The 14,427-nt window shown below is 39.8% G+C and carries 14 protein-coding genes; 9 read left to right on the top strand and 5 right to left on the bottom strand.

The genetic code is table 11. The features are described 5' to 3' along the window. Positions 1–196 precede the first annotated feature (196 nt). The gene (locus R2Q80_RS05270; RefSeq protein WP_316798594.1) at positions 197–1,609 is read left to right on the top strand and encodes an MBL fold metallo-hydrolase; all 1,413 of its coding nucleotides are present in this window, start codon (positions 197–199) and stop codon (positions 1,607–1,609) included. A gap of 102 nt (positions 1,610–1,711) precedes the next feature. Further along, positions 1,712–2,686 (top strand): YpdA family putative bacillithiol disulfide reductase, encoded by a 975-nt coding sequence (locus tag R2Q80_RS05265; protein ID WP_316798593.1) that lies wholly within the window; start codon positions 1,712–1,714, stop codon positions 2,684–2,686. Here R2Q80_RS05265 and R2Q80_RS05260 read toward each other — a convergent pair. After that, positions 2,683–3,489: an alpha/beta hydrolase gene (locus R2Q80_RS05260; RefSeq protein ID WP_316798592.1), complete on the bottom strand. Its 807-nt coding sequence runs from the start codon at positions 3,487–3,489 to the stop codon at positions 2,683–2,685. The genes R2Q80_RS05265 and R2Q80_RS05260 overlap by 4 nt on opposite strands. Positions 3,490–3,527: 38 nt before the next feature. Continuing rightward, the gene (locus R2Q80_RS05255; RefSeq protein ID WP_316798591.1) at positions 3,528–4,532 is read right to left on the bottom strand and encodes an alpha/beta hydrolase; all 1,005 of its coding nucleotides are present in this window, start codon (positions 4,530–4,532) and stop codon (positions 3,528–3,530) included. A 180-nt stretch (positions 4,533–4,712) separates the two neighbouring features. On the opposite strand from R2Q80_RS05255, the gene R2Q80_RS05250 reads away from it, so the two are divergent. The 5 genes from R2Q80_RS05250 to R2Q80_RS05230 all read left to right on the top strand — a co-directional run bounded on the left by R2Q80_RS05250 (position 4,713) and on the right by R2Q80_RS05230 (position 10,312). Then, the gene (locus R2Q80_RS05250) at positions 4,713–5,684 is read left to right on the top strand and encodes a polyprenyl synthetase family protein (RefSeq protein ID WP_316798590.1); all 972 of its coding nucleotides are present in this window, start codon (positions 4,713–4,715) and stop codon (positions 5,682–5,684) included. Then, positions 5,684–6,733 carry a TerC/Alx family metal homeostasis membrane protein gene (locus R2Q80_RS05245; protein ID WP_316798589.1) on the top strand — a complete coding sequence of 350 codons (1,050 nt, stop codon included), beginning with the start codon at positions 5,684–5,686 and terminating at the stop codon, positions 6,731–6,733. Before R2Q80_RS05250 ends, R2Q80_RS05245 begins: the two co-directional genes overlap by 1 nt. Before the next feature lie 164 nt (positions 6,734–6,897). Next, a complete protein-coding gene (locus R2Q80_RS05240; RefSeq protein ID WP_316798588.1) occupies positions 6,898–8,343 on the top strand; it encodes a M20/M25/M40 family metallo-hydrolase in 1,446 nt (481 codons plus the stop codon). A gap of 136 nt (positions 8,344–8,479) precedes the next feature. Further along, positions 8,480–9,796, top strand: a complete 1,317-nt coding sequence (ahcY, locus tag R2Q80_RS05235) for an adenosylhomocysteinase (RefSeq protein ID WP_316798587.1) — start codon at positions 8,480–8,482, stop codon at positions 9,794–9,796. A gap of 174 nt (positions 9,797–9,970) precedes the next feature. Beyond that, complete coding sequence (locus tag R2Q80_RS05230) at positions 9,971–10,312, top strand: DUF6370 family protein (RefSeq protein ID WP_316798586.1); 342 nt, start codon at positions 9,971–9,973, stop codon at positions 10,310–10,312. A gap of 2 nt (positions 10,313–10,314) precedes the next feature. On the opposite strand, the gene R2Q80_RS05225 is transcribed toward R2Q80_RS05230, so the two are convergent. After that, positions 10,315–11,304 (bottom strand): polysaccharide deacetylase, encoded by a 990-nt coding sequence (locus R2Q80_RS05225; protein ID WP_316798585.1) that lies wholly within the window; start codon positions 11,302–11,304, stop codon positions 10,315–10,317. A gap of 59 nt (positions 11,305–11,363) precedes the next feature. Here R2Q80_RS05225 and R2Q80_RS05220 point away from each other — a divergent pair, with 59 nt between their 5' ends. Beyond that, positions 11,364–11,486: a hypothetical protein gene (locus R2Q80_RS05220; RefSeq protein WP_255352162.1), complete on the top strand. Its 123-nt coding sequence runs from the start codon at positions 11,364–11,366 to the stop codon at positions 11,484–11,486. Here the strand turns inward: R2Q80_RS05220 and R2Q80_RS05215 are convergent. Then, positions 11,479–11,859: a GtrA family protein gene (locus R2Q80_RS05215; RefSeq protein WP_316798584.1), complete on the bottom strand. Its 381-nt coding sequence runs from the start codon at positions 11,857–11,859 to the stop codon at positions 11,479–11,481. The genes R2Q80_RS05220 and R2Q80_RS05215 overlap by 8 nt on opposite strands. A 1-nt stretch (position 11,860) precedes the next feature. Then, entirely contained in the window at positions 11,861–13,498 is a 1,638-nt protein-coding gene (locus tag R2Q80_RS05210) for an ArnT family glycosyltransferase (RefSeq protein ID WP_316798583.1), read from the bottom strand. 171 nt (positions 13,499–13,669) lie between these two features. Between R2Q80_RS05210 and R2Q80_RS05205 the strand changes: the two genes are divergently transcribed. Next, on the top strand, positions 13,670–14,386 hold the full coding sequence (locus R2Q80_RS05205; RefSeq protein ID WP_316798582.1) for a pyridoxine 5'-phosphate synthase: 717 nt from the start codon (positions 13,670–13,672) through the stop codon (positions 14,384–14,386). Positions 14,387–14,427: the final 41 nt, after the last annotated feature.

The following is a 14,427-nucleotide window of genomic DNA, read 5'->3' as shown; positions in this document are numbered from 1 at the left end:
ACCGGCAAGATTTTTTTATTTCCTATAAACGAGGTGTCAGTTAATGATAAGGTTTAGGTAAAACTTCTGCAATTATGACTCCGATCATTTCGCTTATTGTTAATTAGCTCTATTTTTGTTTATAAGATAAAGATGACGATTAATTAAAGGGCTCTGTCAGCTCTCAAATCGCCTGTCTCAATCTCAAATCTGTAACATGAAAATAGAACAAATATATACCGGTTGTTTAGCAGAGGCTGCTTATTACATCGAAAGCAATGGAGAGGCTGCAATTATAGATCCTCTTAGGGAGGTGGAAACCTATCTAAGGAAAGCAGAAAAAGCCGGGGCAAAAATTAAATATATATTTGAAACTCATTTTCATGCAGACTTTGTTTCAGGGCACGTGGATTTAGCTGAGAAATCCGGAGCAAGGATCATTTATGGACCGACCGCCAAAACTCAATTTGAATCACATGTGGCTACAGATGGTGAGCAATTCAGAATTGGAAATGTTACCATTACTGCACTGCACACACCAGGGCATACGCTGGAATCAACTACCTATTTATTAACCGATGAAAGCGGTAAAGATCACTGTATTTTTAGCGGTGATACTTTATTTATCGGAGATGTTGGTCGTCCTGATCTTGCACAGAAGGGCGATTTGACAATGGAAGACCTAGCAGGAATGCTTTACGATTCATTAAACGAGAAAATTAAACCCTTAGCAGATGATGTTATTGTTTATCCGGCCCATGGAGCAGGTTCGGCTTGCGGCAAAAGCATGAGCAAGGAAACATTTGATACGCTGGGGCATCAAAAAGAAGTTAATTATGCGCTTAAGGCTGAAAGTAAAGAGCAATTTATAGCTGAGGTCACTGAAGGGATAATGCCTCCTCCACAATATTTCGCTAAAAATGCGGCAATAAATAAAGGAGAAATTGAAAGCATTGACAATGTTTATCAAAAGGGTTTGAACCCTTTGATGCCTCAGGCATTTGAAGATACCGCAAATCAAACCGGAGCAATTCTACTCGATACCCGTGATCCGCAGGTATTCGCGAAGGGATTTATTCCAAATTCAATCAATATTGGATTAAACGGGCAGTTTGCACCCTGGGTTGGTGCACTGATCACTGATTTGAAGCAACCCATTTTATTGATAACAGATCGGGATAAAGAAGAAGAAACAATAACACGGTTAACACGTGTTGGTTATGATAGTACTATTGGCTATTTAGATGGAGGCTTCGAAAGATGGACAGATTCCGGAAAAGAAATTGATACCATCGAATCCATTTCTGCCGAAGCCTTTGAACTCGCAGCTGAAGAAAATGACATTACTGCACTGGATGTTCGTAAACCTGGTGAATATGAATCTGAACATCTGGAGTTTACTTTAAGCAGACCATTGGATTTCATTAACGACTGGACAAACGAAGTTGATCCCAAATCCACTTATTACATTCACTGTGCAGGAGGGTACAGATCAATGATTGCTGCGTCAATATTAAAATCACGGGGTGTAGAAAATGTAATTGATGTTGCTGGTGGTTATGGAGCAATCAAAAATACGAGTTTAAAAAGAACAGATTTTGCCTGCCCGAGTAAGGCGATGAAGGCTTAATTTTTCCAGATAACACCACTAGTAACACGTTAGGATTTATTTCTAAATAAGCTTAAACAATCATCGGTGACCCATGTTGCTTAAGGTGGTTAATAATTTACTATGATTGAAAACGAAAATCATTACGATGTTTTAATTATTGGTGCTGGTCCCATCGGGATGGCATGTGCCATCGAGGCTCAAAAGGCAAACTTGAGTTACCTCATCATCGAGAAGGGTGCATTGGTAAACAGTTTGTTCAACTACCCCGTGTTTATGACTTTTTTCTCTACATCACAGAAACTGGAAATTGGAGAAGTCCCTTTTGTAACGATTAGCCCAAAGCCTAACAGAAACGAAGCAGTTGAATATTATCGGCGCGTGGCAGAAAAATTTAACCTCAGAATCAACCTTTTTGAAAGAGTAATGCAAGTGGTAAAGGATAATCACGTTTTTGAAATCCAAACATTCAAAGCAACATATACCGCGAAGAATGTAGTAGTTGCCACTGGTTTTTACGATGTGCCTCTGCTGATGAATGTTAAAGGTGAGGAATTGCCTAAGGTTACCCATTATTATAAAGACCCACACTTATACGCTTTTCAAAATGTTCTGGTAGTCGGGGCGAATAATTCAGGAGTTGACGCTGCGCTTGAAACTTACCGCAAAGGCGCGAATGTAACCATGGTGATCAGAAGTGGCCAACTAGGTCCACATGTTAAATATTGGGTTCGTCCCGATATTGAAAACCGCATTAAAGAGGGAGCAGTTACCGCCCATTTTAATTCTGAATTGCTGGAAATCAGAGATCATGAGGTTGACATTAAAACACCGGATGGAGTAAAAACAATCCCTAATGATTTTGTAATTGCAATGACTGGGTATCAACCGGATTTCTCTATGTTAAGAAAGTTCGGCATAGATTTGCCCGAAAGCTTATGTCCGTTTTATAATGAAGAAACCATGGAAACTAACGTTAAAGGCTTATATTTAGCCGGAGTAGTTTGTGGAGGTTTAGACACACACAAGCTGTTTATCGAAAATTCCAGGGTACATGCCGAGATCATTGTGAAGAATATCTCTTCAAGCTTATCTTAATTAGCATTTAAAAGTTGCAACCCCTTATAAAGGCTTTTGTGTAAAATGGTAAGATGATTCTCTTCAGGCATAGGAACATAACTTACGCTTATTTTTTTGTCATCCTTTAAAATGTTTGCCAGCAGCTTTGCGTCGTCTTCCATTCTTTTGCCCTCTGTCCCAACAGAAATGTACACTTTAAGCCCTGGAGGATATTTCTGACTAATCTTTGTAAAATCATTCAGTAACGATTCGTTGTTCCACCATAAACTCGGACTGATGATTGCATAGCGATTAAAAAGCTCCGGTTTCTTCATCAGTATTTCCGTAGCAAGCAGGCCACCCAGAGATTGGCCGATAATTGTTCTGTTAAAGTTGGTTTTGTACTTCTGTTGTATGTAGGGTTGCAACTCCTGCTCAATGAAAGAAATAAAACGGTCGGATTTTCCTGTAGTCGGGAAGTCTTTCAAATCTTTTGGAATGCTTGTAGGGAAGGTGAAATCTTTTTTACGGTCTACATTGGCGATACCTACAACTATACTCTGCGGCATTTTGTCAATCATACTTAAGAACTGTACCAAGCCGGCCACATGCAAAAAATCCTCGTTGGCAGAACCATCAAGGAGGTAAATAACGGGATATGTGCGCGCGGAATCGGGAGCATAATCTGCAGGCAAATAGATGTTCAGTTTTCGAGATTCATTTAATACTTTAGATTGTATTTCCAGGATTTCTCCTATAATCAAAGGATTTTTAGCGTGCTTTTTTTGCGCTGATACAGATAAAGAAACAAGAAGCAACAGAATTAGGATATTGTATTTCATATGGTTCTGCAAGATAGTGAGTAAGAATCAAATCACCTCTAAATAGTTGATTTCTCCTCGCTGAACTGCAAAGTATTCAAGGCAAAGTCGTTGATGGCTTTTTCCACTGTATGCAGATCCTTCGAAGTAATATACGAACCAAGAACGTGGTTCCCGGCGTTTGGAACCGATACTTTTCTTTTCAAACCAGCAGGTGTTCCCAGTTGAGCAAACATTTTCAACATAGCGTCAACCCGTACTACAGGATCTTGCTCAAGTTCGTTTTTATAGTAGTATAACATTAAAACGGGTTGCTTTACTTTTTTGAATACAGCCTTGCACATCGTACTTTCTACAAATTCCTGCAGTTCCACCAGTGCTTCAATGCGGTAATTGGTGTACCAGTATTTCTTGTATTCTTCGGTTCTGCCGTCTACTTTTCGTTCCTCGCTTCTCAGTACTTTTCTGGCAATTTGCAAACCCCAGGGATCGTTTAGCAACCAGGCATTTTTATCATTGATTGCAACATTAGGAGACAATAATATCAGACGATTAATTTCAGGGTAAACTGAAGCCAGTTTGATGGCCGCAGTCCCTCCCGTTGAGGTGCCAATTAAAATAACCTTTCTTCCCAGTTTCTTTCCGATAGCATAAGCTTGCTTGCAGCTTTCCCATAGCCTGTCTGCAGTAAACTGTTGCATAGGCGAAATGCTATCTATACCATGATCAGCTAAACGCGCAAGAAAAAGATTCGCGCTTAAGGTTTTAGCCAGATTAAGATGGATCGGATTTCCTTCCATTTTTGAAGCAGAGAAACCATGCAGGTAAACGATGGCATATTCAGTTTGCTCATGTGCACGGCCGGCCCATAAAATTTCCGCTTCATTTCCTGGCTTAATCTGATGTTGGTTTTCTATGCTGCTAATGAAAAGGTCTAAATCCCGTAATTCAGGGATTTTAGGCAACGCTGCATCATAAATTGGCTTCTTAGGTTTTGGCCCCAAAAAATAGCCTGCCACCAAAAGTGCTGAAAACCCAGCCAACAATTTATACCGCTTTTTCATAACAAAGTTATAGTGGTTTAAATGTAAACTTTGAAAGCTAAAATCACGAATTTTTTTGCAAAGCGCCCCTGAATGCACCCTTGTTTGCCCTGACGCCTGTAATATGCCGAATATTAGATGCTGTACATTATCTTTTTATGGGAAATAAGCTTAAGTTTGCAATCAAAATTTTTCGACTTAATGCCGGGAATCGAACAGATCAAGAAACCTATAGCTGCTGACATTAAAGCGTTTGAAAAAACCTTTAAAGAATCTATGCATAGCGACGCACCGTTGCTGGATAGAATTACCCATTATATTGTTAAGCAAAAAGGAAAGCAAATGCGGCCAATGTTCGTGTTCTTTGCTGCAAAACTCTGTGGGGGTATTACCGAGTCAACCCATCGGGGAGCAGCTCTGGTAGAGCTTTTGCATACTGCGACGTTAGTTCACGATGATGTTGTGGATAATGCCTACGAACGCCGTGGTTTTTTTTCAATCAATGCGCTATGGAAAAATAAAATTGCAGTGCTGGTTGGCGATTATTTACTGGCCAAAGGATTGTTGCTCTCGGTAAACAATAATGAACACCGATTGTTACAGATTGTGAGTGAAGCGGTGAAGCAAATGAGTGAGGGAGAATTGCTGCAGGTGGAGAAAGTTCGCAAGATGGACATTTCTGAGGATCTTTATTTTGAAGTAATCCGGCAAAAAACAGCTTCATTGATTGCTTCATGCTGTGCTGCCGGAGCGGCATCAGCTGGTGCCGATGATGAAACCATTGAAAAGATGAGACTTTTTGGCGAGAAGGTAGGAATAGCCTTTCAGATAAAGGATGATACATTTGACTTTGGAACAGACGATGTTGGGAAACCCTTGGGAATTGATATCAAAGAAAAGAAAGTCACTTTGCCACTCATTTATGCCTTAAACAAGGCAGATAAAGCTGAACGCAGAAAGATCATCAACCTGGTTAAAAATCACCAGGATGATCCGGTTAAAATACAGCAGATTATCGACTTTGTGAATGCAAAAGATGGCGTTTATTACGCCAATCAAAAAATGTTGGAATACCAGAATGAAGCCTTTGGCATCCTCCATGCTTTTGATGCAGGGGAAGCCAGAACCGGATTAGAACAACTGGTGCTATACACTACAGAAAGAAAAAAATAATGGGTAACGAATTACTGTTCAGTTTAGGCTTTTTATTGTTTATTGTGCTTATTCTGGCGCTGGATCTGGGACTTTTCAGTCGCAAAGACCATGTAATTAGTTTGAAGCAGGCTGGAATAATGAGCCTCATTATGGTTGCCCTGGCTATTGGCTTCTATTTCATTCTCCTTACCGAAGGCCATCAGCTACATGGCATCAGAGATTTCGCGCATTTAAAGGAGATCGTGGCCAAACATCAGCATCACATAACCCTTAATCCCGCCGATTTTGAAGGAAGTTTAGCCACTTACAGATCGAATTTAGGTCTGGAATTTTTAACGGGCTATGTAATTGAGTACGCCCTTTCTGTAGATAATATCTTCGTAATTGTACTTATATTTTCGGCTTTTGCAGTTGAAGAAAAATACTATCACCGGGTATTGTTTTGGGGAATACTTGGTGCAATAATCATGCGTTTCATCTTCATTTTTGTAGGTGCAGCACTTATCGCCAAATTCGCCTGGATCCTGTATCTTTTTGGTGCATTTCTGGTTTTCACTGGTATAAAAATGTTCTTCAGTAAAGAGGAGGATGAAAAGATCGATCCTGAAAACCATCCTGTGGTAAAATGGGCTTCTAAAATTTTTGCCATCCACCCAAAATATGAAGGCAAAAACTTTTTTGTGAAGATTGACCACAAGCGGTTTGTAACCCCTTTGTTTCTGGTATTGCTGATCGTTGAATTTACCGATTTGCTTTTTGCCGTCGATTCCATTCCTGCCATTTTCGCGGTAACCAAAGATCCTTATATTGTTTTCTTTTCCAATATTTTTGCCATTATGGGCTTGCGCTCTATGTTCTTTTTATTGGTAAATATTATCCATAAGTTCCATTACCTTAAAACAGGCCTGGCCGTGCTTTTGGCTTTTATCGGTGTAAAAATGCTGGGGCATACTTACCTGGAGAAAATTGGCTTCACCACCGAACATTCTTTAATTATCATTCTGGCTATTCTGGTGATTAGTATTGTGGCATCGCTGGTTTTTCCAAAGAAAACAGCGCACAAGTAGGGTATATGTATTGATATTTTCGTCTCAATATTGAATTTATAGCTCTTTAAAATCCTTTGAGGATAGAACAGCGTATGATGTTACGTTTCAAGCAAAATATACGTTACAGGCCAATCCGTTGAACTAATTTTTGTATTTTCAACACTTCAACCAACTTAAATTTCATGAAATACCTTTTTTCAGCTGTAATGGTTTGCAGCACATTGTTTGCTCACGCTCAGGATAATTTCGGTGATACCTTCAAGAAGATCAACACCGAAGTTCAGGAGCATTCACAGGCTTACCAAACCTTAAAATATGAAACCGAAAGCATCGGACACCGTTTAACGGGGTCACCAAATGGAGCGAAGGCTGAACAGTATGCTTTCGATTTATTAAAATCTTACGGTTGTGAGGTGAAGTTCCAGCCTTTTGAAGTGGAAAGCTGGGCGAGAAAAACAATCAGTGTTGAGATCGGATCTGATAAAAACAGTTTATCTAAAATTAAGGCAGTAACTCTGGCACATTCGCCGGTAAGTGCTGATGTCACAGGAGATATTGTTGATGCCGGTAACGGATTGGAGGCAGACTACCAGGCTAATCAGGATAAGTTCAGGGGGAAAATCGCTTTAATTTATCTTGGAGTATTGCCCGGATCTCCGGCCGGAACAAAATCACTACACCGGTCAGAAAAAACATCAATTGCCACTAAGTATGGTGCAACAGGTGTGATTATCATCAATACCGTGAAAGGTGGCGTACTGCTCACCGGCACAGCCTCAGTTACCGGTAAACTCATTCCAATTCCGGCAGTGTGCATCGGCCTTGAAGATGGCATGGCACTTAAAGAAAAACTAAAAGGTCAGGCTCAAATTGCCCATATTGCCATGACTAACTTTTCGGGTGTCATCAAAGCGCGGAATGTGGTGGCCACATTTAAAGGTAGTGAACTACCAAAAGATAAAATTGTCGTTGGTGGTCATTTAGACAGTTGGGATCTGGCCACAGGCGCAATTGATAACGGCATTGGCTCGTTTGCCATTATGGATATGGCCCGTACATTCAAAAAACTCAATTTAAAAACTAAGCGAACTGTAGAATTTGTGTTGTTTATGGGTGAAGAGCAAGGCCTGTTGGGTTCAAAAGCCTATATCGATCAGGCAAAGAAAGATAAAAATCTTGGGCAGGTTAAGTTCATGCTCAATTATGATATGACAAACGATCCGAAAGGCTTCTCCACATCCCGATCAGAAATGAAAGAATTGTTTACTGCCTGGGGAGCTGATATTGTGAAGATAGATACAGGCTTTAAAAATTTATTTAATGCCGGTGCAGGCTTACATAGCGATCATCAGCCATTTATGCTGGAGGGAATCCCAACAGGAGGTGGTTTTGGAGGAAAATTACCTAATAATTCGGGCCCTTTCTACCATTCGGATGGCGATAGCTTTAAACTCGTTGACGAACAGCAACTCAAAAATACCGTTCGCTATAGTGCAATGCTTACTTACGCCTTGGCAAAAACAGCAAAAATTCCTGTTAGCGTTCAGGGCGAAGAAGAACTGAAAGCTTTTCTCGAATCGCAGAACTTGAAAGAACCTCTAACCATTGCTGGTGAATGGAGATGGTAATGATGAGGTAATTCACCCCATTTTCCATTCCGGATATCGAAAGATTTTACAATCGTTAAACCACCTTGCTCTTTTAATTATTTGGGTTTAACGTGTGGATAGAGTAACTTTGCATCACATTTAAAAACAATAAATTATGTCATCAGTAGAGACAACTTATATCCCTTACAAAGTTAAGGACATTTCACTGGCAGAATGGGGCCGTAAAGAAATCGAATTAGCCGAAGCAGAAATGCCAGGTTTAATGAGCTTACGTAAAGAGTTCGGTCCTTCGCAACCGTTAAAAGGGGCCCGCATTGCAGGATGTCTGCACATGACCATCCAAACGGCTGTATTGATTGAAACATTAACGGCTTTAGGTGCAGAAGTTACCTGGTCGTCTTGTAACATATTTTCAACTCAGGATCATGCTGCTGCGGCTATTGCTGCTGCGGGTATTCAGGTTTATGCCTGGAAAGGGTTAAATGAGGAGGAATTTGACTGGTGTATTGAGCAAACTTTACACTTCGGCCCGGAGCAACAACCATTAAACATGATTTTAGATGATGGTGGCGACTTAACCAATATGGTTTTCGATAAATATCCAGAACTGATTGCGGCAATCAAGGGTTTATCCGAAGAAACTACAACCGGTGTTCACCGCCTTTACGAAAGAATGAAAAACGGTACATTGCATTTACCTGCAATTAACGTTAACGATTCGGTTACCAAATCCAAATTCGATAACAAATATGGATGCCGCGAATCATTGGTTGATGCGATCCGTCGTGCAACCGATGTAATGATGGCTGGTAAAGTAGCTGTTGTTTGCGGTTACGGTGACGTAGGTAAAGGTTCTGCAGAATCTTTAAGCTCTCAGGGTGTACGTGTAATCGTAACTGAAATCGATCCTATCTGCGCTTTACAAGCTGCAATGGAAGGTTACGAAGTTAAACGTTTAGACACTGCCATTAAAGAAGCCGATATCGTGGTCACTACAACAGGTAACTGTGATATTGTTCGTGAGAAACACTTCCGTGCATTAAAAGATAAAGCCATCGTTTGTAACATCGGTCACTTCGATAACGAAATCGATATGGCATGGTTAAACGGTGCATACGGCGATACCAAAGTAGAAATCAAACCTCAGGTGGATAAATACACTATCGATGGTAAAGATGTAATTGTTCTTGCCGAAGGCCGTTTGGTTAACTTAGGTTGTGCTACAGGCCACCCAAGTTTTGTGATGAGTAACTCATTCACTAACCAGACCTTGGCTCAGTTAGAACTTTGGACTAACACTGCTGCTTACGAAAACAAAGTGTATACTTTACCTAAGCATTTAGATGAAAAAGTTGCCCGTTTGCATTTAGAAAAAATCGGTGTGGAACTGGAAGTGTTAGATCAACATCAGGCTGACTATATCGGCGTTCCTGTTGAAGGTCCATTCAAAGCAGACGAATATCGTTACTAAAATTAATCATCGGTCTCGGTAAAGGCCGTGAATAAATAAGTCAAAAAGGGGTGTGCAGTTTCTACGCCCCTTTTTGGTTTAAACGCTAACCCTTTCATCAAATGGATTTAGGTTATTTAACAAATATTTAGAATTCCTTTTGCTGGTGAAAACATATATTTGAAAAATATAAAGATGAAAAACTTACTATTTGCATTATTCCTATGCCTGTTTGCAACACAGATTCATGCTCAGGCATCCACTAAAACGGATCAGCAACACAGGGTTATCAATAAACAGACTGTAGAAATTGCATGTGGCGAATGCCAGTTTAAAATGAAAGGGAAAGATTGTGAGCTAGCCGTTAGGATTGAGGGTAAACCATATTTTGTCGATGGCAAAGGAATCGACGATTTTGGCGATGCGCATGGTAAACATGGTTTCTGTAATGCAGTAAGCAAGGCCGAGGTAACCGGAGAAATCGTAAATAACCGTTTTAAGGCGAAAGAGATAAAATTATTAACCAAAGGGAAGTAGCGCTATTCAAATTCCTTTTCCAGGCCTTGTCTCAGGTCAAAAAGCAACCACTGCCTGTTTTTAACATCAGCCTGTTTGCTTTTCAATAGCTGAATAAAATCCTTAACGCCGATTTCTTCATTTCCATTACCGTGAATCAATACAATGCTGCCTGCATTTGCCTGCTGACCTTTAGCTAACCAGGCGTCACTTCCAATTGGAAGGTAGCCGTACCCTTCAATTTTTTGCACTACGGTTTTATCAGAAACCAATCCGGGGAAACGGAAAAATAACGACGGTGTCAATCCATTCTTCAACATCAGTTTTTCGTTTTCCAGTACTTCAACATCAAGTTGAGTGCCGGGAGCGAGTAGAAAGTTTTCCGACAGCGGCAGGCTGTTTACTTCATGATTATAAGTATGGTTTACCCAGGTAATATTTAATTCGTTTTTCTTTACTAAACTTTTAAGCCAGTTCAAATCATCCTGATGTTTCAACATCCATTTCCCTGATACGGAAATAGCAATTGGAGCAGGCTTTTCTATTCGCTTAAATTCGGCAAATACCGATTCGAATATAATTCTGTCGAGTGGCTTGTGTGAAGGGCACAAATCAATGGTAAGGACTATGCCGGTCTCATTCGGAATAGCATGATCTATACCTGCATTCTGTAATTGAATATCTCTTGCGGCTGCTGCCTCTAAAGATTTTACATAAGGCGTGTTTTTAAAAATCGCCAAAACTTTAGGCCACTCCACCTTCCTCATTGAATACTTGTTGGCCAAATCTATCCTGGTTTCGAAAGTATTTGGGTTTAGCAATAAAACATATTTCTGACCCTTGACTACAAAACTTCTTGTTGCCAGAACGGTAGTCATGTCATTCGTCCCTGTGCTCGCCAGCGCATAATTAACCTTATAACGCGTTATACCTTCCATATCCTGAGCATAAAGACTCGTATCTGAGTTAAAGATTGCAAAAATGATGAGCAGTAGAATTTTAGATAACTTCATGATTCCTTATTTAAAATCTTTCTAATTTATCTCAAAAATTTTATCTTTACAAGCAAGGCATGAATAAAGAAAAAGTAAAATTATGGTTCAAAAGGGTAGGCCTCGCAGGCTTCCTGTTTTTTCTGATTAAAGGAATCATCTGGCTCGTTGTCTTCTACTTTATTGGCAAAAACGTTACCTGAAAGTAAACAGCATATTTGCCAGGAAATTCCATACAAACACGATCAGTATCGCGAAACATTTGGCGATATAAAAATTAGTGCCGTTTTTCCGCTGATGGAACAGATAAATAATAATGGTATTCAAACCCAGTCCAATCAAGCTCACGATTAAAAATTTGCTGAATTCAGTACCCCAGTGTGTATTCGTACTTTTGAAAGTCCAGATACGGTTAATCAGATAATTATTAGTTACCGCAAGGGTAAATCCAATAGCATTTGCGATATACTTATTAACTTTAACCTTTTCCTTAAATAACCATGTCGCTCCAAAATCGATTGCCATACCCAGTAAGCCGGTTAATCCAAATTTTAAAATTCGAAGAAATAAATCCATTTTAAAGTATTTTAACTAGAAAGAAATGCTCCAGCACTTCTTTTCTCGTATTTAAATTTAAGAATTTAGGCGTCAGCTTAGTGGTATGAAAGTATTCAAAGTCTTTTAATACCGTAGTAGGATACTTGGATTTTAAATTTTCCATCTCTCTTTGATCAACAAATAGAATACGTCCCTTTGTGTTTACTTTTTCCAGTTCCTCATAACTCCAGAAATATTGAGGTTCCCCTTTGGCGTAGAAGTCAAATGAGTAGGCATCTCGGTAAAGAAGAACCGTCGACTTAGCCTCTGGGTAATTTTCTTTAAGCCACTTTCCAGCCTGCATACCAGCCTCATATTTTAAAAGCGCAGGATAAAAGAAAGAGGAAAAAAAGATCATCAATCCCGCTGCGGTGAACCAGCTCCGCCCGATTAATGTCTGGGTTTTTGAACCTTTGAAAATGATAAATGACGCTATAAGAAAAACGGCAATGATCACGATGGATAAATAATAATTTTCAAACTTAAAGAACAGCGCCAGAATACTCAATATTCCTACTACTAAAATTGCTATTCCGCTCTGAATGCCAGTGAAAATACTCAGCATCCTTCCATTAAGCTTTTGTACGTAACAAGCCGTGATAATGGCAAACTGAGGTAAAATAATGAGTATGTAGTGAGGTAACTGGAATTTAGATAATGAAAACAGTAAAAAAGTAATGGCTGCACTTGCCCAGATGAGTATACTTTCCGCGGGTAAAGCGCTCCTGTTTTTCTTTTTAAAAAGCGTAACCACTGCTGTGTAAAATAGAACCGACCAGGGTAGAAAAGCCCACAAGGTGGTATGTAAAAAGAATGAGATATCTCCTTTTCCTTTTATTGGTCCATTATTGAAAAACCGTCCAAACTGACTGTCCCAAAAGAAAAACCTGATGCCTGAAACACCTGTTGTTCCAAAAACAATTTTTTCAGGATGTAAATCAAACTGGACGTATAGTGTATAAAGTTCAGGAAGAATGAAGATGAGAATAAGAATAATGGCTATCCACCACTTCAATTTCAGCAATTCTTTCCATTGTTTGGTTAACAACCAGTAAATGATGAACCCACCAAAAACAGGGATTAAAACGAAAATGCCTTTTATCATAATTGCACATGCAGCCGAAAGAGAACCCGCAAGAATATGCCAAAAGGAAAAATGGTGAGCCTTGTAATAGTGATAAATGGCAGCTAAAGTGAAAGTAGTGATGTAAACCTCGGCCCTCACATCGAATGTGGAGATCAGGATATGAAGTGCACTCAGGAAAACTAAAGCACTGATTAAGCCTGTTTTTTTGTCGTAAATATCTTTTGCTAACTGGTAAAGATAGCCTGCACCGATCAATCCGAATAAAAATGATGGAAGCTTATAGGCAAAAGCATTAATTCCGAATATTTTGAAAGATGCGGCTGCCAGCCAAAACGTTAAATGAGGTTTGTCGAGCCAGTCTGCACCCCGAACATAAATGTTGATCCAGTCATTCCGCAACACCATGTTTTTGGCAATAGAGGCGTACAGGGCCGAATCAGGTTCCATAATGCCGCCTAACAAGGCCAGTGAACTCACGATTGCGATAGCAGCAATTAAAATTTTGTATAGCGTAGTGTCTTTTATATTCATTTACAGCATTTGGTCATCCAATCATTCATACTTCGTTCACAAATCCGATAACTCACTTATTCAGTTACTCATGCACCGCACTAAATCACTCAGATAGGCAAATATGAGCAAAAAAAAGTCAAAATTTTTTAAGGCTTCAGATTAAAAGGAGCAAAGCATTATCTTTGTTTCATGACAAAGTTATCGGTAAACATTAATAAAATTGCTACACTGCGCAATAGCCGCGGCGGTAATAATCCTGATTTGGTTAAAGTTGCCCTTGATTGTGAGCGCTTCGGAGCACAGGGAATTACGGTGCATCCCCGTCCCGATGAACGCCACATCCGCTATCAGGACGTTTACGATTTGAAAGCGGTTATCGCTACTGAATTTAATATTGAAGGCAATTGCCGCGAAGATAAATTTGTTGATCTGGTTTTAGCTAATCAGCCCGCTCAGGTAACTTTAGTGCCCGATGCAGAAGGCCAGATCACGAGTAATCACGGATGGGATACCGTAAAGCATAAAGACTACCTCAAAGAAATGGTCGCCGTTTTTCAGCAAGCAGGAATACGCGTTTCTATTTTTGTCGACCCGGTTGTGGAAATGGTTGAAGGTGCCGTGGAAACAGGAACAGACAGAATAGAGTTATACACGGAAGCCTATGCACATAACTATTTTGCCGATCGGGAGAAGGCCATTGTCAGTTATATTGCTGCGGCACATCACGCTAATAGATTAGGACTCGGAATTAATGCCGGTCATGATCTGGATTTGCATAACCTGCATTATTTCGCCCAAAGTATTCCAGGTTTACTGGAGGTTTCAATTGGTCATGCCCTAATCAGTGATGCACTCTATCTGGGTTTGGAAACCACTATCCAAAAGTATTTACAACAACTGACTTAATAAGCTGAAAGACTTTAAAAATACATTTAGCGATAAAAAAT

The organism is Pedobacter frigidisoli (assembly GCF_032678525.1).
Classification (GTDB): Bacteria; Bacteroidota; Bacteroidia; order Sphingobacteriales; family Sphingobacteriaceae; genus Pedobacter; species Pedobacter frigidisoli_A.
The sequence above is the reverse complement of the archived record's forward strand: the minus strand, read 5'-3'. Positions and strand labels throughout refer to the sequence as shown.

What these genes read in the sequence shown, in the direction of transcription:
- R2Q80_RS05270 (WP_316798594.1), top strand. Translation starts at nt 197, where the DNA reads ATGAAAATAGAACAAATATATACCGGTTGTTTAGCAGAGGCTGCTTAT.
- R2Q80_RS05265 (WP_316798593.1), top strand. Translation starts at nt 1,712, where the DNA reads ATGATTGAAAACGAAAATCATTACGATGTTTTAATTATTGGTGCTGGT.
- R2Q80_RS05260 (WP_316798592.1), bottom strand. Translation starts at nt 3,489, where the DNA reads ATGAAATACAATATCCTAATTCTGTTGCTTCTTGTTTCTTTATCTGTA.
- R2Q80_RS05255 (WP_316798591.1), bottom strand. Translation starts at nt 4,532, where the DNA reads ATGAAAAAGCGGTATAAATTGTTGGCTGGGTTTTCAGCACTTTTGGTG.
- R2Q80_RS05250 (WP_316798590.1), top strand. Translation starts at nt 4,713, where the DNA reads ATGCCGGGAATCGAACAGATCAAGAAACCTATAGCTGCTGACATTAAA.
- R2Q80_RS05245 (WP_316798589.1), top strand. Translation starts at nt 5,684, where the DNA reads ATGGGTAACGAATTACTGTTCAGTTTAGGCTTTTTATTGTTTATTGTG.
- R2Q80_RS05240 (WP_316798588.1), top strand. Translation starts at nt 6,898, where the DNA reads ATGAAATACCTTTTTTCAGCTGTAATGGTTTGCAGCACATTGTTTGCT.
- ahcY (WP_316798587.1), top strand. Translation starts at nt 8,480, where the DNA reads ATGTCATCAGTAGAGACAACTTATATCCCTTACAAAGTTAAGGACATT.
- R2Q80_RS05230 (WP_316798586.1), top strand. Translation starts at nt 9,971, where the DNA reads ATGAAAAACTTACTATTTGCATTATTCCTATGCCTGTTTGCAACACAG.
- R2Q80_RS05225 (WP_316798585.1), bottom strand. Translation starts at nt 11,304, where the DNA reads ATGAAGTTATCTAAAATTCTACTGCTCATCATTTTTGCAATCTTTAAC.
- R2Q80_RS05220 (WP_255352162.1), top strand. Translation starts at nt 11,364, where the DNA reads ATGAATAAAGAAAAAGTAAAATTATGGTTCAAAAGGGTAGGCCTCGCA.
- R2Q80_RS05215 (WP_316798584.1), bottom strand. Translation starts at nt 11,859, where the DNA reads ATGGATTTATTTCTTCGAATTTTAAAATTTGGATTAACCGGCTTACTG.
- R2Q80_RS05210 (WP_316798583.1), bottom strand. Translation starts at nt 13,498, where the DNA reads ATGAATATAAAAGACACTACGCTATACAAAATTTTAATTGCTGCTATC.
- R2Q80_RS05205 (WP_316798582.1), top strand. Translation starts at nt 13,670, where the DNA reads ATGACAAAGTTATCGGTAAACATTAATAAAATTGCTACACTGCGCAAT.